Origin of the sequence: Kushneria pakistanensis, from assembly GCF_014652795.1 — a bacterium.
Lineage (GTDB): Bacteria > Pseudomonadota > Gammaproteobacteria > Pseudomonadales > Halomonadaceae > Kushneria > Kushneria pakistanensis.
On the sequence record NZ_BMZM01000002.1, the window covers coordinates 905340 to 924301 of the forward strand.

The following is an 18962-nucleotide window of genomic DNA, read 5'->3' on the forward strand; positions in this document are numbered from 1 at the left end:
CTATAGACTTAGGTCTGATTCCGGGGGGTGTCCCCTCCTGTAAGATGCCTCGAGCCGTAACGTTCGTTACCGGCAGGGAGTCGTTCAAGGGGACAAAAAATGGATGGTTGGACACAGACAATGACGGCTGGTCCCCTGCTGGGGATCGCTGCGGCGGCCATCGCTGCGCTGCTGATACTGGTGATTCGTTTCAAGCTGCATGCCTTTCTGGCCCTGATTCTGGTCAGTCTGATCACCGCCTTTGCCACCGGCATCCCGGTCAATCAGATCGTGCCGACGCTGGTCAACAACTTCGGCAAGACCCTGGGCGCGGTAGCGCTGCTGGTGGGTCTTGGCGCCATGCTGGGGCGGCTGGTTGAAAACTCCGGCGGTGCCCGGGTGCTGGCCGATCGCATGATCGAGCTGTTCGGCGAAAGGCGCGCGCCGCTGGCGCTCGGGGTGGCCTCGCTTCTGATGGGCTTTCCGATCTTTTTTGACGCCGGTCTGATCGTCATGCTGCCGATCGTCTTTGCCGTGGCGCGTCGTCTGGGCGGGCCGATCCTTTTGTATGCCATCCCCACGGCAGCGGCGTTTTCCGTCATGCACGTGTTCGTGCCGCCGCACCCCGGGCCGGTCACGGCCTCCGAGCTTTACGGCGCCAATTTGGGTGTTCTGATGCTGGCCGGCCTCGTGATCGTTTTGCCCATGTGGTATCTCTCCGGCTACCTGTGGGGCAAGTTCTGCGCGAAACACTACAGCTTTCAGCTCTCCGAGAGTCTTTTCGGCAAGGTCGACAATGACGAGATCAGAAATCCGCCGACGGTAGGTACCGTTATCGCCATGCTGCTGCTGCCGCTGGTGCTGATCTTCATGAATACGGGCCTTGATTTCCTGCGTGCCGCCGGCATGGCCGATCCTGATCAGACCTGGTTTCAGGTACTGTCTACGCTGGGCAGCACACCGATTGCGCTGTTGATCTCGGTGCTGGTCGCCACCATCGTGCTGGGCACGCGTCGCGGTGAAAACGGCAGTGCGATCGAAAAGATTCTGGAAAGCTCGCTGGGGCCGATCTGCTCGGTGGTACTGATCACCGGTGCCGGCGGCATGTTCGGCGGCGTCCTGCGCGCCTCGGGGATTGGCGATGCGCTGGCGGATTCCCTGGGTGATCTGGGACTGCCGGTTATCGTGGCGGCCTACGTGGTGGCCGTGGCAATGCGTCTGGCCCAGGGTTCCGCGACCGTGGCGCTGGTGACGGCGGCCGGCCTCATGGCGCCTGCCGTGGCAATGGGGGATTACAGCACCATGCAGATTATTGCGGTGACCCTGGCCACGGCCGCCGGCTCCGTGTTTGCCGGTCACGTCAACGACTCGGGCTTCTGGCTGGTCGGGCGTCTGCTGGGCATGGATGTGCGCACCACGCTCAAGACCTGGACCGTTCAACAGACCATCGAGTCAGTGGTTGGCTTCGTGCTTGCCTATATCATGTTCATTATTTTCTAAAGGAAGTTTCCATGGCGGTTAACCCGTTTGACATCAAGGGAAGACTGGCGCTGATTACCGGCTCCTCGCGCGGGCTGGGATACGCCCTGGCCCACGGGCTGGCCGAGCAGGGCGCTCGCGTGATCATTCACGGGCGCAGTGAGGACACGGTCAATCAGGCCGTGCGTGCCATTGCTGATGCCACCGGCACCGAGGTGTTCGGGGTGACCTTTGATGTCACACGCAGTGAAGACGTCAGGGCGGCACTGACCGACCTGGTCGACACCCATGGCGTGCCGGACATTCTGGTCAACAACGCCGGGCTTCAGCGTCGCGCACCGTTTACCGAGTTTGATCCCGACGACTGGGATGCGGTGATCGCCACCAACCTGTCCAGCACGTTCTATGTGGCCAATGCGCTGGGGCGTCACATGGCCGAGCGCGGCAACGGCAAGATCGTCAATATCGGTTCGGTACAGTCGATGCTGGCCCGCCAGACCATTGCCCCCTACTCGGCCTCCAAGGGCGGCGTTGTCATGCTGACCAAGGGCATGGCGGCGGATCTGGCGCGCTTTAACATCCAGGTCAACTGCATCTCGCCGGGCTATTTCAAGACCGACATGAATACGGCGCTGTGGCAGGACGAGGCATTCAACAACTGGGTCGAGAATCGCACGCCGGCGCAGCGCTGGGGCAATGTCCAGGAGCTGGTCGGCACGCTGCTCTATCTCTGCTCGGACGCTTCAAGCTTTGTCTCGGGACAGAACATCTTCGTGGATGGTGGCATGACTTCGGTGGTCTAACGTTTTACAGCAGGGGCCTTCAGGCCCCTGCGCTGTCTTTGTCCCCCCTATTTTGCATGTGTAACGGAGCATGACGATGAAAGCACTGGTCATTCATGGCAAGCAGGATCTGCGCGAGCAGGAGTGGGAAACCCCCGAACCGCAGGACGGACAGGTGCGGGTACGCATCGCCTGGGGCGGCATCTGCGGCTCCGATCTGCACTACTACCACGAAGGGGCCAACGGCGCCTTTGTGGTGCGCGAACCGCTGATTCCGGGCCACGAGCTTTCCGGCACTATCGATCTGGACCCGTCGGGTGAGCTGGCGCCGGGTACGCCGGTGACCTTCCATCCGGCGACCTTCGGCGAATGTCAGCCGGGTCTGGAAGCGTTGCCGCACCTGTGGCCGAAGGGCGCCTATCTGGGCTCGGCCTCGACCACACCTCATACCCAGGGCGGCATGAGCGAATACCTGGTGGTGACGCGAGGCATGATTCGCGTACTGCCCGAGGGGCTCTCGCTCAAGCGCGCCGCACTGACCGAACCGCTGGCCGTGGCGCTGCATGGCATCAACGTGGCTGGCGGTGTCGAGGGCAAGCGGGTGCTGGTGTGCGGCTCCGGCCCGATCGGGCTTCTGACCGCTGCCGCCGCACTGGCAAAGGGCGCGCGTGAAGTGACCGCCACTGACGTGTTTGAAGGCCCGCTTGAGCGTGCGCGTGGACTCGGTGTGCATCACACCATTCGCATCGGTGAGCAGACGCCCGAGGCTGAAGCCTATGATGTGGCGCTGGAGTGCTCCGGCGTGCCGGCCTCGATCGACACCGCCATTCGCGCCGTGCGTCGGGCAGGGGTCATCGCCCAGATCGGCATGATGGGCGCCGGTCCCCAGCCGCTGGAGCTGGCCATGCTGATCTCCAAGGAGATTCAGCTCAGGGGCTGCTTCCGTTTCAATCAGGAAGTGGACGAGGCCATCGAGCTGCTGGCGCGTGATGATCGCTTTGATCAGGTCATCACTCATGAAGTACCGGCCGACCAGGCCATCGATGCCTTTGCCACGGCGAAGGACGCTCAGGTCTCCGGCAAGGTACTGGTACAGCTCTGGCCGCAGGGCTGAGAGACGTACTGACCGGTGCCGACCGCATGGGAGAGTGAGATGCACATTGTCATTACCGATTGCGATCACGAAAGCGTCGAGATCGAGCGCGAGTGCGTCGAGGCTGCCGGCGGTCGCCTGACGCTGTGTCAGGACGTCACGCCCGAGGGCATCATCAGCAATGCCGGTGATGCCCAGGGGCTGATCGTGCAGTACGGGCGTATCACCGATGAGGTGCTCGCAGCGCTGCCTGAACTGCGCGTGGTGTCGCGCTACGGGGTCGGGGTGGATACCGTCGATGTCGAGGCGGCGACCCGCCACGGCGTGGCGGTGTGCAACGTGCCGGATTACGGCACCGAGGCGGTGTCTGACCATGCCATCATGCTGGCGCTTTCGGTGCTGCGCGATGTGACGGGGCTGGATCGGCGTCTGCGCCAAGGAGAGCCGTCACTGGCGCCGGCGCAGCCGATCTTTCAGCTGCGTGGTCGGCGCTTCGGCGTGGTCGGGGCCGGTGCCATCGGCATGGCCACGGCGCGCAAGGCCGCAGGGCTGGGCTTTGAAGTGGTACTGTGCGATCCGCGCATGAACCCGGGGGAGACCACGCCCGAGGGCTGGACAGCGGTGTCATTCGAGGACCTGCTGGCCTCGGCACAGGTGATCTCGCTGCATTTGCCGCTGATCGAGCAGACGCATCACCTGATCGATGCGGCGGCACTTGGTGCCATGCGCAAGGATGCCATCCTGATCAACACCGCCCGCGGTGGGGTGGTGGACACCGAAGCGCTGGTCGAGGCGCTCTCCCAGGGGCGTCTGATGGGCGCTGGTCTTGACGTGCTGGAAGAGGAGCCGCTGGCGGTGGACCACCCGCTGACCCGGTTTGAGCGCGTGATTCTCACCCCGCATGCCGGGTTTTATACCGAGGAGTCCTACGCCGAGCTCAAGGCGCGCACGGCGCAAAACGCGATCGATGTGATTGCCGGGCGACGGCCGCGCAACATTCTTAATCCCGAGGTGCTGGCGCCATCCTGAGAGACGGGCACAGCCGGCAGGCGCCGGCTCGATAGCGTTGATGGCACGTCGCATCACGAAGCGGAGAAGCGCCCGGCGTTTCTCCGCTTTTTTATGTTCCTTTTCAATTGATGCCCCCCGTCAATTTATATCCCCCTCCAATGGCATTGATCGCTTGTCGGATATTGAATCCTTGCCATGCTGTTAGCCGGCTAATTTGAATAATGGCCGAGTGAGTCGGCCATTATCGCAACAGGGAGGGCGTTTCATGGACTATCGCAATCTGGGCCGTACCGGACTCAAGGTATCACCGCTGTGTCTGGGCACCATGACCTATGGCACGCCGCAGTGGCGCGACTGGGTACTGGATGAGCAGCAGAGCCGGCCCTTTATCGAGCAGGCGCTCAATGCCGGTATCAATTTTTTCGATACCGCCGACATGTACTCCGACGGGGCTTCTGAAGAGGTCGTGGGGCGGGCGCTGCGCGATTTTGCCCGCCGCGAGGAGGTGGTGCTGGCCACCAAGGTCTATAACCCGACCGGCAATAAAACGCCCAATGAGCAGGGGTTGTCGCGCAAGCACATTCATCACGCCATTGACGCCTCGCTCACGCGGCTGGGGATGGACTACGTCGATCTCTATCAGACCCATCGCTGGGACTACGACACGCCCATCGAGGAGACCATGGAGGCGCTGCACGAGGTCGTGAAGGCCGGCAAGGCGCGCTACATCGGCGCCTCCAGCATGCACGCCTGGCAGTTTGCCAGGGCGCAGCACGTGGCAGAGAAAAACGGCTGGACGAAATTTTCCACCATGCAGCCGATGGTCAATCTCATCTATCGCGAGGAAGAGCGCGAAATGATTCCGCAGTGCATCGATCAGGGGGTGGGCGTGATCCCCTGGAGCCCGCTGGCGCGCGGCATTCTGGCCGGCAGCAAGCCGGTGGGCGGCGAAGGCCAGACCACGAGGGCCAAAAGCGACGAGCAGATGCGGGCCTGGAAGCTGGGGCTTGAGCGCGACACGCCCGTGATCGAGGCGCTGCATGAGGTGGCCGGGGCCCGTAATGTCTCTCCGGCACAGATCGCGCTGGCCTGGCTTCTGCAAAAGCCGGGCATCACGGCGCCGATCGTGGGGGCCAGCAAGTCGCGCCACATGGATCAGGCGCTCGGCGCGCTCGAGATCACGCTGAGCGAGGCCGAAATCGAACAGCTTGAAGCCCCCTACGTGCCCCATGAGGTGGTCGGGTTCGTGTAGGTCACGCCCCACGCCCATGATATGCATGAATTGAAAAGCCCCGGCATTGCCGGGGCTTTTGTCTGAAAGCCATGATGAATCAAATAAATACGCGAAAGGGTTTGGCAGCGGCTGCCCCGATCCCTAGACTTTTTTCCCGTTACAGGGCCGATATCTGCCGTTCGAGCCTTGATCATTAAAATAGTCAACAACACCCGCGCACCGCCCGGGGCAGTCTCAGGGAGAGAGGATGGAAAACTGGAATCAGACCATGTCGGCAGGGCCATTGCTGGGGATCGCAGCGGCCGCCATTGCAGTGCTGCTGCTCATGGTCATCAAGTTCAGGGTGCATGCGTTTGTGACCCTGATTCTCGTCAGTCTGCTGACCGCCTTTGCCGCCGGTATTCCCGTCGATCGGATCGTGCCGACGCTGGTGGAAAACTTTGGCAGCACGCTGGGCTCGGTCGCCCTTTTGATCGGCCTGGGGGCAATGCTGGGCAAGCTGGTGGAATCTTCCGGCGGGGCGAAGGTGCTGGCCGATCGCATGATTGCGATTTTCGGCGAGAAGCGCGCCCCCTTTGCACTCGGCGTGGCGTCACTGCTCATGGGTTTTCCCATCTTCATGGACGCCGGTCTGATCGTGATGCTGCCGGTCATCTTTGCCATTGCCAAACGTCTCAATGGGCCCATCATTCCCTTCGCACTGCCGGCCGCGGCGGCCTTTTCGGTCATGCACGTTTTCGTGCCACCGCATCCGGGGCCGGTGGCGGCGTCCGAGCTCTACGGCGCCAACCTGGGCCTGGTGATGATGACCGGGGTGCTGATCGCCTTTCCGCTCTGGTACCTGTCGGGCTATCTCTGGAGCCGGTTTGCGGCCTCGCGCATTACGCTTGAGCAGGTCGCCGGTGGCATGTTCGGTGACAGCGATGAAGAGGAGGTCACCAACCCACCCTCGATTGGCGCGGTGCTGGCCATGCTGTTGCTGCCGATGGTGCTGATTTTCATGAACACCGGGCTGGATTTTTTGCGCGCCGCCGGCATGGCGGACAGCGATGCCGGCTGGTTCAAGTTCTGCTCGGCGCTGGGCGAAACACCAATTGCGCTTCTGATCTCGGTGCTGGTGGCGCTTTGGGTGCTGGGCGGTCGTCGCGGCAAGTCGGGTACGGCGCTTGAGAAGGTACTGGACTCCGCACTGGGACCGATCTGCTCGGTCGTGCTGATTACCGGCGCCGGCGGCATGTTCGGCGGGGTGCTGCGTGCCTCGGGCATTGGTGATGCGCTGTCAGGCTCGCTCGAGAACCTGGGGCTGTCGGTCATCATGGCCGCCTATGTGGTGGCGGTGCTGATGCGCGTGGCGCAGGGGTCGGCAACGGTCGCGCTGGTGACGGCGGCAGGGCTCATGGCGCCCGCCGTGGAAGCCGGGGATTTCTCGACCATGCAGGTGGTGGCCATTACGCTGGCAACGGCTGCAGGTTCTGTCTTTGCCAGTCACGTCAACGACTCCGGTTTCTGGCTGGTCGGACGACTCATGGGCATGGATGTGAAAACCACGCTCAAGGTGTGGACGACGCAGCAGACACTGGAATCCGTGCTGGGCTTTGCCATGGCCTGGGCCGTTTTCATGCTGTTCTAGTACGCCCGCGAGGGATCAAAAAAACGACGCCCAAGGGCGTCGTTTTTTATGGGATCAAACCACAGCGTTAGCTGCGCGGGCGTGTGCTGCCCGGAACATGATCCGTTGACGTGCTGCTGCCGGAACGTGGCTCGGCGTTGCTGCTGTCTGAGGATGACTGGCTGCGACCGCTTGAGGACTGCTGGTCACGACTGGTCGAGGACTGCTGATCACGATTGTTCGAGGACTGCTGATCACCATTGCTCGAATCATTGTCATCGGACATCTTCTGCTCAGCGGTTTCCTTCGCCTTGTCAGTAGCTTCCTGCGCCTTTTCGCTGGCACGATCAAGCTGCTCGGAGCCCATCTCGCTGGCCCGGTCGACCAGCTGGTCACGCGTCTCGCCCATGGCGCGCTGTTCGGCACGCGAGGTGGGGATGAGTGAGCCCAGCAGGGCACCCGCGGCCAGACCCAGTGCGCCGGCGGCGACCGGATTGTCATGGGCCATGTCGCTGATCCATGAGCCGGCATCACGTGCCTTGGAAGAAGCATTGCCAAGACGATCGCTGGAACCCTGTTTCATGCGTTGCATTCTGTCTCCGGCACCGCTTTTCATGTTTTGCGCACGCTCGCCTGCACCGCCTTTCATATTGCGCGCCTTGTCACCGACATTGTGCAGGGCATCGCTGGCACGCTGACGCAGGCCACCGCTGTCGCTGCTGCCCGAGGACTGCCCGCGGCGATGCTGATCGATGGAGGCGCCTTCACTGTAAAGGGGCTCATCAAAGAGCGGCTCGTCATAAAGCTCGTCATATTCGTGGGTCTGCGGCGTTGTTTCGGCTGCCGCATGACGCGCCCGCTTCTGACGCTTGTCATTGAAGCTTGTGGGCACATCACCACTTTTGGAGTCTGAATTGCTGGAGTAGATCAGCCAGCCAATGCCCACGCCGATCAGGGCTGCCGGCATCGGGTTGTCACGTACCGAGCGGCCCAGATTGGAGAAGTAATCCCTGGCGGAATCGCTTTTCACGTATTCCATGGCGCTGTGCATCATGCTGTCAGATGAAAAGCGCTCCTGGAAATCGCTGAGCGTGTCATCCAGATGAGAGCGGGTCTTGTTGATATCGGCCTCGATCTCTTCGGGACTGCGCGTATCCTGCTGATCCTGATTCTGGTCGTGATCGCTCATCGTGTTGTCTCCCCTTCCTTGTTGCTGCTGGCATGTTCCTTGAGCATGTCCTGATCACGCTGCAGGCTGTCCACGGTACGATCCGGGGTCATGGCCTGGGCGCTCAGGGTGTCACGCGCCTTTTTCATCATGCTCATGCCGATGACGGCGACGACAGCACCCACGATCAGGGCTGAAAGCCAGGGATCGAGCACGTGACTCAGGCCCAGTACGGCCGAGGCCAGAAGCACCAGCAGACCCGCATTGAGGACGGCACCTGCCACCACGATGGAGGCGATGGCCGCCCCGGCGCGCTTGATGTTCTGCTGCATCTCGGCCTTGCCGAGCGCAATTTCCTGACGTACCAGCGTGGTAACGTCATTGAGCAGCGAAGAGAGCATGCCTACCATGCCGCGCGACTCGCCGCCGCTTTCTTCGGCGTGTCGACGCTCTTCGATGCTGGGGTCCTTATGACCTGAAGGTTGTGTCATGATCGAACTCTCCCTGTTGATCCGAACAATTCAAGATGGAATACCTGTCGCACTTGCCAATCAGATGCGTGATCAGCGGTTGGAGCTTTTCAAAAAGCGCGACAGCAAAAAGCCGCCTGCGACCATGCCGCCGATAAACAGTGCCGGTTCACGGCGAGAGAAGTCCTGTGCCTGTTTCAGCAGGGATTCGCTGTTTTCATCACGCAGATGGTCCGCGAACGAGTCGGTCTTGTCTGCCAGGCGGTAGGTGTAATCGGCCAGCGACACCTGATCCTGATCCTTGAACTGCATGGCCATGCTGCGCACGGCTTCAGAAAAGTTCGAGATCTGATCGGCGACAAAACCCTTCTGGCTGTCAGCGCGGCGCAGGGCTTCATCACGAGCCTGATCGGCTGTTTCCTTTGCCTTTTGCTGCGCCTGCTCCTTGGTCTGCCGGGCCTTGTCGCTGCCCTGTGAGCCGCCATTGCCGGTGCTGGTATTGCCGGTATTGTTTTGCTGGCGGTTATCGCCATGCATGAAACGTTCATCCGTGTCGTTCATGATGTGCACCTTGAAGCAAATAAATTTAATCTGAGTTAATAATGCCGTAATGCACAGAATATCTTCATGTCCTGTGTCGGCAGCCACACTAAAACAGTAGATTGGAAGCGCCAAACGTCAAGGAGATCGACACATTATAAATTCAGGCGGTCACAGGGATATTTGTTAGGAATGGCTTAAATTTAATGCAGGTTAAGTGCAGCATTTAGGTGATTTATAAATGTCAGAATTTCAGGCGCCATGCCTTCGATACGGGAAAAGGCACAGGGCATTCATGAGGTGAAATGGCTACAAAAAATCGTTGAAATCGAAACGAGAAAACGGCGGGAAAGCGTCATAAAGCCCTGTCAGGACACAGGGCCGTGCTGCCAGATCACCACGCTTTCAAGCAGCGTACTGACCATCTTTTCACTGTCATTGGGCAGTTCAAAAAGCGACTGTTTTAATAACCAGTCCGTCACCATTCCCTTGATGCACGAGAGCAGCATCGACGCTGCCATATCAGGGGTCAGGTCGTTGCGAAGGGTAATCTCGCCACAGCTCATGCCACGACTGAAGGTTTGGCTGATCATGTCGCGACACTCGCGCATATGCAGATCAAGCTGGTCGTTGACCCAGGCAAATTCCCCGATGAACTCATTGCGTGACGAGGTCAGCAACAAAATACGCTGAAGCCGGGTGTCACGTGCCAGTGATTCGAGATCCTGCACCAGCGTCAGACGCATGATGGTGACCGGGGTGTGGGCCAGCTGCTCGCACTGCGACAGATGCGCGGCCAGTCGCTCGGTCATCTGTCGCTTGCGCTCTAAAAGCGCGGCCAGAATGCTGGTCTTGCCTTCCGGGAAGTGCCAGTTCAGCGCACCGCGGGTGACACCGGCACGCGTGGCGATGTCATTGTGCGTGGTACGACTGAGCCCCTTTTCGATGAAAAGATGCTCGGCGGCATTCATCAGTGACTGCCGCGTCAGTTCCGCTTCTTCCTTGGTCTTTCTCATGGACGTCGTCTCGACGTTAAACCTGTCATAAAAAAGGCATGGCCGCGTGGACAGGGCATTTCACGCAGGCGAGCGCACCATAATGCATACATGCGCGATTGTATATTTCCGACAGACGATCATGAATAGATCGTTGGTCTTCTAAAGAAATTTCATCGCTTGAGCATGGTTTCGGGCGATGGTCCTGACAGTGCTTCGGCCGTTGCCGGGTTGCTGCCCCCGATTTCGTTACCTACCTTATAAACTCCTGACAGCACGCATAAGGCACATGACAACGCATCATGTGCCACGGCAGCCCTCCACGGAGACTGCCCTGAACATGACACATTGAATCAATACTCATAAAAAAGCGTGATCCGATGCCTGCCATTTCGGGCACTGAAGCGATCACGATGATGTAACGACCGTACAAGACTACCGATGAGGACCTGACTCATGGCACCTGTTATCCGTCATTCGACGGGCGTGGGGTTTTGCACCCCCGGCGCCCAGGCAGACATTGCCGAACGTCCCAGTGCAGTTTCCGGCAAGACCTCCGAGACCCGCCGCATCACCCTGACCGTCAATGGTCAGCAGCACGATCTGCAGGTAACCCCCAACGCCATTTTGCTGGATGTTCTGCGCGAGCAGCTGAACCTTTTTGGCACCAAGAAGGGCTGTGACCACGGTCAGTGCGGCGCCTGCACCGTTCATGTCAACGGCCAGAGCGTCAACAGCTGCCTGCTGCTGGCCTGCATGCAGGAAGGCGTCGACATTGTCACCATTGAAGGTCTGGCCGAAAGCGCCGGCTTCGAGCAGGGGCATCACCCGGTGCAGGAAGCCTTTCTCGAGCATGATGCCTACCAGTGCGGCTACTGCACGGCCGGACAGATGATGACCGCGTCTGCCGTGATCAACGATGACACCATCGATGGTGATGAGGTATCGCTGCGTGAAGCGTTGAGCGGCAATATCTGCCGCTGCGGTGCCTACAAGAACATTCTTGATGCAGTGCAGAGTGCTCGCGGCAAGATGCGGGGAGGGCAGTAACATGCGTCAGTTCGAACTTGAAAGCGTTGAAGCCATTGATCAGGCCGTCCGCCATCGCCGTGTCCATGATGGCCAGGCCTTTATTGCCGGCGGCACCACGCTGCTGGATCTGGTCAAGCTTGATGTCATGCAGCCCGAGAAGGTGGTCGATGTCACCCGGCTGCCGCTCAAGCGCATCGAGCTGCTTGATGATGGTCGTCTCAAGATTGGTGCGCTGGTCTCCAACACCGAGCTTGCCAAGCACGAGATCGTGATGCGCGACTACCCGGTCATCAGCGAAGCGCTGCTTTCCGGTGCCTCGACAGGTCTTCGCAACATGGCCTCCACCGGCGGCAACGTCATGCAGCGCACCCGCTGCCCCTATTTCCGTGATCCGGACATGCCGTGCAACAAGCGCGAACCGGGCACGGGCTGCTCGGCCATTGATGGCATCAACCGCAACCACGCCGTTCTTGGCACCAGCGAGCAGTGCATCGCCACGCACCCTTCCGACATGTGTGTCGGCATGGTCGCGGCCGGCGCCACGCTGGTACTGGAAGGCCCTGACGGTCAGCGTGAAGTGGCCTTTGAAGACTATCACCTGCTGCCGGGCGATACCCCCGAGCGCGAGCATGATCTGAAGCCGGGCGAGCTGATTACGCATGTGATCCTTGATGCCCCGCGCGGTGGCGGCCAGCACTATCTCAAGCTGCGTGATCGCGCCTCCTACGAGTTCGCACTCGCCTCCTGCGCTGCGGTCGTCAATCTGGACGGCGACAATATCGGTGAGGCGCGTCTGGCGCTGGGTGGCGTGGCGACCAAGCCCTGGCGTGCTGACGCTGCCGAGGCAGCACTCAAGGGCCAGCCGGCCACGCAGGAAAGCTTTGAGCGCGCCGCTGAAGCCGCCTTCAGTGATGCCGTGGCCTACAGCCATAACGGCTTCAAGATTACGCTGGGCAAGCAGGCGATCGTGCGTGCGCTCAGAGACGCTACCGCCCGTGCGCGCGCCTGATCAGGGAGAGATCACATGACTACAGAGACCAGAAATCCCCAGCGTCAGGATGAGACGCTCAACAGCATCGGCATCAAGAAGCCACGCATTGACGGCATCCTCAAGCTCACCGGCGGTGCCGATTATGCCGCTGACCGTAATCTGCCCAATCAGACCTACGGCTATCCCGTTACCAGCACCATCGCCAGCGGTGAGCTGACCGGGCTGGATCTGGAGGAAGCGCTCAACATGCCGGGTGTGCTGGATATCTTCCATCACGACAACTTCGACAGGCTCAGCCGCTCCCCCAACGACTTTGCTGCCGAAAACAAGGTCGGTGAGCCGCGCCTGCCGTTTGAAGACAACACGATCTACTACCAGGGCCAGTACATTGCCTTTGTGGTCGCCGATACCTTTGAGCATGCCCGCGCGGCGTCACGCAAGGTGCGTGCCCACTACCGAAAAAACGATGAGCAACTGACCGATATCGCGACGCTGGACAGCGGCGAAGGCGAGCTGCCTGGTGAGGATGTGCCGGGAGATGCCTCCTCGATCGGGGATGCCGACACCGCCTATGCCGGTGCCGCGGTCAAGCTCGATCAGCGCTACTCGATTGCCCAGGAAAACCACAGCGTGATGGAAATGCACGCCTCGGTGGCGCACTGGGAAAACGATCGACTGACCATCTATGAGTCCTCCCAGGGCGTGGTCTTTCAGCGCAATGCGCTGTCCAACATCTTCGGCATGCCGCTTGAAAAGGTGACGGTGATCTCGCACTTCATCGGCTCCGGGTTTGGCAGCAAGCTCTTCATGTGGCCACATGCCGTCATGACCGCCGTGGCGGCCCGCCGCCTTGGCCGACCGGTCAAGACAGTGCTGACCCGTCAGCAGGAATATCTCAACACCGGCTATCGTCCCAAGTCGCTGCAGCGCGTGCGTATCGGCGCTGATCAGAGCGGCAAACTGCTGTCACTGCACCATGACGGCTGCAATGAAACATCACCGGCCGGACTTCATGACGACACCGTCAGCGCCTCGTCCATGAAGATGTATCACTGCGAAAACGTGTCTGCCACCAACCATCTGGTCACGGTCAACAAGTGTGCGCCGACCTCCATGCGCGCCCCGGGTGAAGCCTCGGGCAATTTCGCGCTGGAAACCGCGCTCGATGAGCTGGCCATCCAGCTTGAAATGGATCCGCTGGAGCTGCGTCGTCGCAACTTCGCCGAGACCGATCTTTCCGTGCAGCTGCCCTGGTCGAGCAACCATCTCAAGGAGTGCTGGGATAACGCCGCGAGCCGCTTTGGCTGGGACAAGCGCAATCCCACGCCGGGCGCGATGAAGGATGGCGACGAGATCGTCGGCTACGGCATGGCCACCCAGAGCTGGGAAGCGATGCGCCAGCACTGTGGCGCCCGTGTCGGTTTCCGTGATGACGGCACCCTGCTGGTCGCCTGCGGCACCCAGGACATTGGTACCGGCACCTATACCATCGCCGCGCAGACCGCCAGCGAACGTACCGGCATTCCGGTGGAAATGATCGACGTGCGGCTGGGGGATTCCTCGCTGCCTGCCGGTCCGCTTTCCGGCGGTTCCATGGCCACGGCCACCGTGCTGCCGGCCGTATCGGCTGCGGTCAGGGAAGCCGTGGAAAAGCTCAAGGAGCTTGCCACGGCAGAAGGCGGGCCGCTTGAAAATGCCGAGTCCGACAGCATCGAGATCAAGGATGGCAGGCTGGTCAGCGGTGATCGCAGCATCGAGGTCGCCGAACTGCTGCGCCAGAATCGGGTCGGCATGATCGATGGCGAGGCGCATACCGCACCGGGGGATGAGAAGAACCAGTACAGCTTCCGCTCCTGGGGTGCCGTATTCGTGGAAGTGCGCTGGGATCCGGGTATCTCTCGCCTGCGCGTGGCACGCGTGGTCTCGACCATCGATGCCGGACGCATCATCAACCCGCTGACAGCGCGCAACCAGATCGAGGGCGGCATTGTCATGGGGCTGGGCATGGCCATGTTCGAGGAAACCGAATATGACCCCCATGGCTACCCCTACAACAACAATCTGGCGGACTACATCGTGCCGGTGAATGCCGACATGCCCCAGGTCGAGGTTGAGCTGCTCAATCATCCCGACTACCTGCTCAACGAGTTTGGCGCTCGCGGACTGGGCGAGATCGGCCTGACCGGTGTGGCCGCCGCGGTTTCCAACGCCGTTTACAACGCCACCGGCAAGCGCATTCGTGACATGCCGGTCTCGATCGAGAAGCTGCTGTCCGCCTGATCGCGAGCCTGCTTTTCCAACAGCACAGGGCCGGTCTTCACAAGAAGGCCGGCCCTTTATGTCAATGCCCTCAGCCCCTGCCGACGTCCTCAATGTCGATGCCCTGACGTTCTGTAAAGCGCTGCCTGAATGGGGTCTGAAAGGCCGGAACATGGCCTGGCAATCTCACTGGCGCCGGTCCAGGCTTGAATCGTTCGTCGGCAAACGATATGCCCGGCAATCACTGATACTCCCCACGATTTTCAGAGCGCCTCAAGGCGCCACTATCGGTGGCTGGCACCACCGAGACCTTTTCAGACCGTGACGATACAGGGCGCGATACAACACCAATGCCCTGATGCAATGAGGAATGACACATGAGTGATCACCACAAGGGTGATGGATCGGGCGTTGAGACCTTCGATGCCCGCTCGCCATCAAGGCGACGGTTTCTCAAGACCATGGGCGCATCCAGCCTGGCCGCGGCCACCGCACCGGCCTGGGCGCAGATTGCCCAGGCCGGGCAGCAGCAGACCGAGCCCGTTGAGCCGCGCGACGATGGCGCACCCGCCGAAGGCGAGCAGCAGATCCGGCTCACCGTCAACGGTGTGGAACACACCCTGAACGTCACCCCCAACGCGGTGCTGCTTGATGTACTGCGTGACCGCCTGATGTTGACCGGTACCAAGAAGGGCTGCGACCAGGGACAGTGCGGCGCCTGTACGCTACTGGTCAATGACACGGCGATCAATTCCTGCCTGTCGCTGGCTGTCTCCCACGATGGGGACCGTGTGACCACCATCGAAGGGCTCTCCAGTGGGGATGAGCTACATCCGGTACAGGCCGCCTTCTGGGAACACGACGCCTACCAGTGCGGCTACTGCACCTCGGGGCAGATCATGAGCGCGGTGGCCATTCTCAACGATGACAACATCGGCTCGGACGACGCCTCGGTACGCGAGGCGATGAGCGGCAATATCTGCCGCTGCGGCGCCTACAAGAACATTCTGGCCGCCGTGCAGGATGCCCGCGGCAGGATGAGGGGAGCGAGCTGATGCGCGAATTCAACTATGCACGTGCCGACAGTACTCGGCAGGCAGTGTCCACCCACGGCCGGAATGATCAGGCGGCCTACCTGGCCGGTGGCACCACGCTGCTGGATCTGGTCAAGATCGACATCATGCGCCCGGAGCAGGTGGTCGATATCAACCGGCTGGATCTGGGCGGCATCGAAACGCTGGATGACGGACGAGTGCGCATCGGCGCGCTGGTGACCAACACGGCCCTTGCGCGCGATGAGCGCATCCAGCGCGACTACGCCGTGCTCAGCGAGGCGCTGCTGTCAGGAGCGACCACGCAGCTGCGCAACAAGGCCACCACCGCCGGCAACGTCATGCAGCGCGTGCGCTGCCCGTACTTCCGCGATGGCGTCTCAAGCTGCAACAAGCGCGAGCCGGGCTCGGGCTGCGCGGCGATCGAGGGCCACAACCGCAGCGTGCACGCTGTACTCGGCACCAGTGAACACTGTATCGCTACCCACCCCTCGGACATGTGCGTGGCGATGGCTGCCATCGGCGCCACCATCACCGTCGAAGGCCCGGATGGCCGGCGCGAGATCGACTTTCTCGACTTTCACCTGTTACCAAACGATACCCCCGAGCGCGAGCACAACCTGAAGCCGGGTGAACTGATCACCCATGTCACGCTGGCCGCCCCGCTTGAGAATAGCCGCTCGGGCTATCTCAAGCTGCGCGATCGCGCCTCCTATCAGTTCGCGCTGGCCTCGAGCGCCGTGATCGTGACACTCGATGGCGACACCATCGTGGAAGCCCGCGTGGCACTCGGAGGCGTAGGTACCAAACCCTGGCGCGCTTTCGATGCCGAAAAGGCGCTCAAGGGCCAGCAGATCAGCGAAGCGACCTTCAAGCGCGCCGCCGAGATCGCCCTGCAGGGTGCCACGCCCTACGCGCATAACGCCTTCAAGATTCCATTGGGTCAGCAGGCCATCGTGCGCAATCTCACCACCCTGACCGCCTGAAGGCGTGACCAGACAGGAGAACGTCATGAGTGACAGCATCATTGGCGCCGGTCCGAAGCGCATCGACGGCCAGCGCAAGGTGACAGGCGAGGCCCCCTACGCGGCCGACCATCATCCCGACAACATGGCCTATGGCTACGGGATCTTCAGCACCATCGCTCGCGGCACCGTCACCGGGCTGGAACTGGACGCCGCGCGTCAGTCTCCCGGGGTGATTGATATCTTCCATCACGGCCACTTCCCCGAGCTGCACCGTTCGCCGGCCTCGATGCCACAGGGCAACAAGGTCGAGGAGACCCGCCTGCCGTTCGAGGACAATCACGTTCATTACGAGGGCCAGTTTGTGGCGCTGGTGGTGGCCGATACCTTTGAAAACGCCCGCGCCGCGGCGCGCAAGGTCGTTGTGAGCTACCAGGCGGATGACAACGCCATTGCCAATCTGGACCAGGGTGTAAAGGCCCACGGCACGAAAAAGGGTGGAGACAATCACGAGCGCGGCGATGCAGCAGGAAGTTTCGACGGCGCCGCCCACAGCATCGATGTGACCTATACCACGCCGGTCGAGACCCACAACCCGATGGAGATGCACGCCTCCGTCGCGAGCTGGGAGGGCGATCGCCTGACCATTTATGAGTCCTCCCAGGGGGTGGTACAGCAGCGTGGGGCGCTGTCAAAAATCTTCGGCATCCCCCAGGAGCATATCCGGGTCGAATCACCGTTCATCGGTTCGGGCTTTGGCAGCAAGCTCTGGATGTGGCCGCATGCGGTGGCCGCTTCTGCCGCCGCACGCGAAACCGGGCGCCCGGTGCAGCTGGTGGTACCGCGGGAGCAGATGTTCACCACCACCGGGCATCGCCCGGAGACGCGCCAGCGCATGCGCCTGGCCACCGACGACAGCGGTCGGCTGGTGTCGCTGCGTCACGAGTCGATCAACACCACCTCGTTCACCGATCAGTACGTCGAAACCTGCGGCAGCGTGACCAAAAGCCTCTATTCGTGCCCCAACCTGTTGGTCAGCCACGAGACCACGCAGGTCAATCGCGGCACGCCCACCTCAATGCGCGCCCCGGGGGCAGCACCAGGGCTCTTTGCGCTGGAATCGGCGATTGATGAGATGGCGCATGAGGCCGGCGTTGATCCGCTCGAGTTTCGCCTGAACAACTACGCCGACCGCGACGAGAGTCAGGATCTGGATTTTTCCAGCAACCACATCCGCGAGGCGACACAAAAGGCCGCTGAACAGTTCGGCTGGCATGACCGCAACCCGGAAATCGGCTCGATGCGCGAGGGTCACGAGATCATCGGCTACGGCATGGCAGCCTGTAACTGGGAGGCGATCAAGCGCGAGTGCGAGGCGCGGGTCTCGCTGCGCGCCGACGGCACGGCTCATGTGACCTGTGCCACCCAGGACATCGGCACTGGCACCTACACGATCGTGGCCCAGACGGTGAGTGACATTACCGGCCTGCCGCTGGAAAAGATCACCGTGCGGCTGGGGGATACCAGCTACCCGGCAGGGCCGGTCTCCGGCGGCTCCTGGACCACGGCCACCACGCTGCCGGCGGTCGCTGCCGCCACCCGCGAGGCGATCGAGGAGCTCAAGGGCTATGCCACCAGCAAGAAGGGCGACTTTGCCGACGTCGACAGCGATAGCCTCACGTTCGAAAATGGCCAGCTGACCCATGACGGGCAGGGCGTGGATTACGTCGACGTGCTCAAGGGCCAGCGACTTGCCAGCGCCGACGGTCACGCCCACACCCAGGGGGCCGATGACCGCTACTCTTATCGCTCCTTTGGCGCACACTTTGTGGAAGTGCGCTGGGACCCGGGTATCTCGAACCTGCGCGTCTCGCGGGTGGTCAGTGCCATCGATGTCGGGCGTGTGATCAACTCGATGACGGCGCGTAACCAGGTCGAGGGCGCGATCGTGATGGGTCTGGGCATGGCCCATTTTGAGGCCACCGATTATGACGCGCGCAACGCCCGACCGGTGAACAACAACTATGCCGAGTACGTGGTGCCGGTGCATGCCGATCAGCCGCCGGAGGTCGATGTGATCCTGCTCGACTATCCTGATCTGGAATTCAACGAATTCGGCGCCCGCGGGATCGGCGAAATCGGGATTACCGGCATGGCAGCAGCGGTGGCCAATGCGGTCTATCACGCCACCGGCAAGCGCATCCGGGATCTGCCGATCTTCAAGGAGAAGCTGATGGAGAACGTGCCCGAGGTGCAGTCCGCCTGAGCGGTTGCCCCGGCGACCTGCACGCCGGCGTCTCCTC

At 61.4% G+C, this 18962-nt stretch carries 16 protein-coding genes; 12 read left to right on the top strand and 4 right to left on the bottom strand.

What is annotated here, in order from left to right:
• The first annotated feature begins 120 nt into the window (after positions 1–120).
• The 6 genes from IE123_RS09550 to IE123_RS09575 all read left to right on the top strand — a co-directional run bounded on the left by IE123_RS09550 (position 121) and on the right by IE123_RS09575 (position 7208).
• On the top strand, positions 121–1479 hold the full coding sequence (locus tag IE123_RS09550) for a GntP family permease (protein WP_229819679.1): 1359 nt from the start codon (positions 121–123) through the stop codon (positions 1477–1479).
• 11 nt (positions 1480–1490) lie between these two features.
• Positions 1491–2261, top strand: coding sequence for a glucose 1-dehydrogenase (locus IE123_RS09555; protein ID WP_189517456.1), 771 nt, complete (start codon positions 1491–1493; stop codon positions 2259–2261).
• 76 nt (positions 2262–2337) lie between these two features.
• The gene (locus IE123_RS09560; RefSeq protein ID WP_189517457.1) at positions 2338–3354 is read left to right on the top strand and encodes an L-idonate 5-dehydrogenase; all 1017 of its coding nucleotides are present in this window, start codon (positions 2338–2340) and stop codon (positions 3352–3354) included.
• A 39-nt stretch (positions 3355–3393) separates the two neighbouring features.
• The gene (locus tag IE123_RS09565; protein ID WP_189517459.1) at positions 3394–4362 is read left to right on the top strand and encodes a C-terminal binding protein; all 969 of its coding nucleotides are present in this window, start codon (positions 3394–3396) and stop codon (positions 4360–4362) included.
• A gap of 247 nt (positions 4363–4609) precedes the next feature.
• Positions 4610–5596 (top strand): aldo/keto reductase, encoded by a 987-nt coding sequence (locus IE123_RS09570; RefSeq protein WP_189517461.1) that lies wholly within the window; start codon positions 4610–4612, stop codon positions 5594–5596.
• A 229-nt stretch (positions 5597–5825) separates the two neighbouring features.
• Positions 5826–7208 carry a GntP family permease gene (locus IE123_RS09575; RefSeq protein ID WP_189517463.1) on the top strand — a complete coding sequence of 461 codons (1383 nt, stop codon included), beginning with the start codon at positions 5826–5828 and terminating at the stop codon, positions 7206–7208.
• A 67-nt stretch (positions 7209–7275) separates the two neighbouring features.
• Here IE123_RS09575 and IE123_RS09580 read toward each other — a convergent pair whose 3' ends face one another.
• From IE123_RS09580 to IE123_RS09595, 4 genes are all read right to left on the bottom strand, one after another.
• Positions 7276–8376: a DUF3618 domain-containing protein gene (locus tag IE123_RS09580; protein WP_189517465.1), complete on the bottom strand. Its 1101-nt coding sequence runs from the start codon at positions 8374–8376 to the stop codon at positions 7276–7278.
• Complete coding sequence (locus tag IE123_RS09585) at positions 8373–8846, bottom strand: phage holin family protein (protein WP_229819680.1); 474 nt, start codon at positions 8844–8846, stop codon at positions 8373–8375. Before IE123_RS09585 ends, IE123_RS09580 begins: the two co-directional genes overlap by 4 nt.
• A gap of 72 nt (positions 8847–8918) precedes the next feature.
• Positions 8919–9386 carry a hypothetical protein gene (locus tag IE123_RS09590; protein WP_189517467.1) on the bottom strand — a complete coding sequence of 156 codons (468 nt, stop codon included), beginning with the start codon at positions 9384–9386 and terminating at the stop codon, positions 8919–8921.
• Between the two features lie 347 nt (positions 9387–9733).
• On the bottom strand, positions 9734–10381 hold the full coding sequence (locus IE123_RS09595) for a TetR family transcriptional regulator (protein WP_189517469.1): 648 nt from the start codon (positions 10379–10381) through the stop codon (positions 9734–9736).
• Between the two features lie 435 nt (positions 10382–10816).
• Between IE123_RS09595 and IE123_RS09600 the strand changes: the two genes are divergently transcribed.
• From IE123_RS09600 to IE123_RS09625, 6 genes are all read left to right on the top strand, one after another.
• Complete coding sequence (locus IE123_RS09600) at positions 10817–11410, top strand: (2Fe-2S)-binding protein (protein WP_189517471.1); 594 nt, start codon at positions 10817–10819, stop codon at positions 11408–11410.
• Position 11411: 1 nt separating this feature from the next.
• Entirely contained in the window at positions 11412–12401 is a 990-nt protein-coding gene (locus IE123_RS09605) for an FAD binding domain-containing protein (RefSeq protein ID WP_189517473.1), read from the top strand.
• 15 nt (positions 12402–12416) lie between these two features.
• Positions 12417–14663 (top strand): xanthine dehydrogenase family protein molybdopterin-binding subunit, encoded by a 2247-nt coding sequence (locus IE123_RS09610; protein ID WP_189517475.1) that lies wholly within the window; start codon positions 12417–12419, stop codon positions 14661–14663.
• Positions 14664–15019: 356 nt separating this feature from the next.
• Positions 15020–15697 carry a (2Fe-2S)-binding protein gene (locus tag IE123_RS09615; RefSeq protein ID WP_189517477.1) on the top strand — a complete coding sequence of 226 codons (678 nt, stop codon included), beginning with the start codon at positions 15020–15022 and terminating at the stop codon, positions 15695–15697.
• The gene (locus tag IE123_RS09620; RefSeq protein ID WP_189517479.1) at positions 15697–16680 is read left to right on the top strand and encodes an FAD binding domain-containing protein; all 984 of its coding nucleotides are present in this window, start codon (positions 15697–15699) and stop codon (positions 16678–16680) included. The genes IE123_RS09615 and IE123_RS09620 overlap by 1 nt, the downstream gene beginning before the upstream one ends.
• A gap of 25 nt (positions 16681–16705) precedes the next feature.
• Positions 16706–18925 carry a xanthine dehydrogenase family protein molybdopterin-binding subunit gene (locus IE123_RS09625; RefSeq protein ID WP_189517480.1) on the top strand — a complete coding sequence of 740 codons (2220 nt, stop codon included), beginning with the start codon at positions 16706–16708 and terminating at the stop codon, positions 18923–18925.
• Positions 18926–18962: the final 37 nt, after the last annotated feature.

Coding starts and splice junctions, on each gene's coding strand:
- IE123_RS09550 (WP_229819679.1), top strand. CDS start 121: ATGACGGCTGGTCCCCTGCTGGGGATCGCTGCGGCGGCCATCGCTGCG.
- IE123_RS09555 (WP_189517456.1), top strand. CDS start 1,491: ATGGCGGTTAACCCGTTTGACATCAAGGGAAGACTGGCGCTGATTACC.
- IE123_RS09560 (WP_189517457.1), top strand. CDS start 2,338: ATGAAAGCACTGGTCATTCATGGCAAGCAGGATCTGCGCGAGCAGGAG.
- IE123_RS09565 (WP_189517459.1), top strand. CDS start 3,394: ATGCACATTGTCATTACCGATTGCGATCACGAAAGCGTCGAGATCGAG.
- IE123_RS09570 (WP_189517461.1), top strand. CDS start 4,610: ATGGACTATCGCAATCTGGGCCGTACCGGACTCAAGGTATCACCGCTG.
- IE123_RS09575 (WP_189517463.1), top strand. CDS start 5,826: ATGGAAAACTGGAATCAGACCATGTCGGCAGGGCCATTGCTGGGGATC.
- IE123_RS09580 (WP_189517465.1), bottom strand. CDS start 8,376: ATGAGCGATCACGACCAGAATCAGGATCAGCAGGATACGCGCAGTCCC.
- IE123_RS09585 (WP_229819680.1), bottom strand. CDS start 8,846: ATGACACAACCTTCAGGTCATAAGGACCCCAGCATCGAAGAGCGTCGA.
- IE123_RS09590 (WP_189517467.1), bottom strand. CDS start 9,386: ATGAACGACACGGATGAACGTTTCATGCATGGCGATAACCGCCAGCAA.
- IE123_RS09595 (WP_189517469.1), bottom strand. CDS start 10,381: ATGAGAAAGACCAAGGAAGAAGCGGAACTGACGCGGCAGTCACTGATG.
- IE123_RS09600 (WP_189517471.1), top strand. CDS start 10,817: ATGGCACCTGTTATCCGTCATTCGACGGGCGTGGGGTTTTGCACCCCC.
- IE123_RS09605 (WP_189517473.1), top strand. CDS start 11,412: ATGCGTCAGTTCGAACTTGAAAGCGTTGAAGCCATTGATCAGGCCGTC.
- IE123_RS09610 (WP_189517475.1), top strand. CDS start 12,417: ATGACTACAGAGACCAGAAATCCCCAGCGTCAGGATGAGACGCTCAAC.
- IE123_RS09615 (WP_189517477.1), top strand. CDS start 15,020: ATGAGTGATCACCACAAGGGTGATGGATCGGGCGTTGAGACCTTCGAT.
- IE123_RS09620 (WP_189517479.1), top strand. CDS start 15,697: ATGCGCGAATTCAACTATGCACGTGCCGACAGTACTCGGCAGGCAGTG.
- IE123_RS09625 (WP_189517480.1), top strand. CDS start 16,706: ATGAGTGACAGCATCATTGGCGCCGGTCCGAAGCGCATCGACGGCCAG.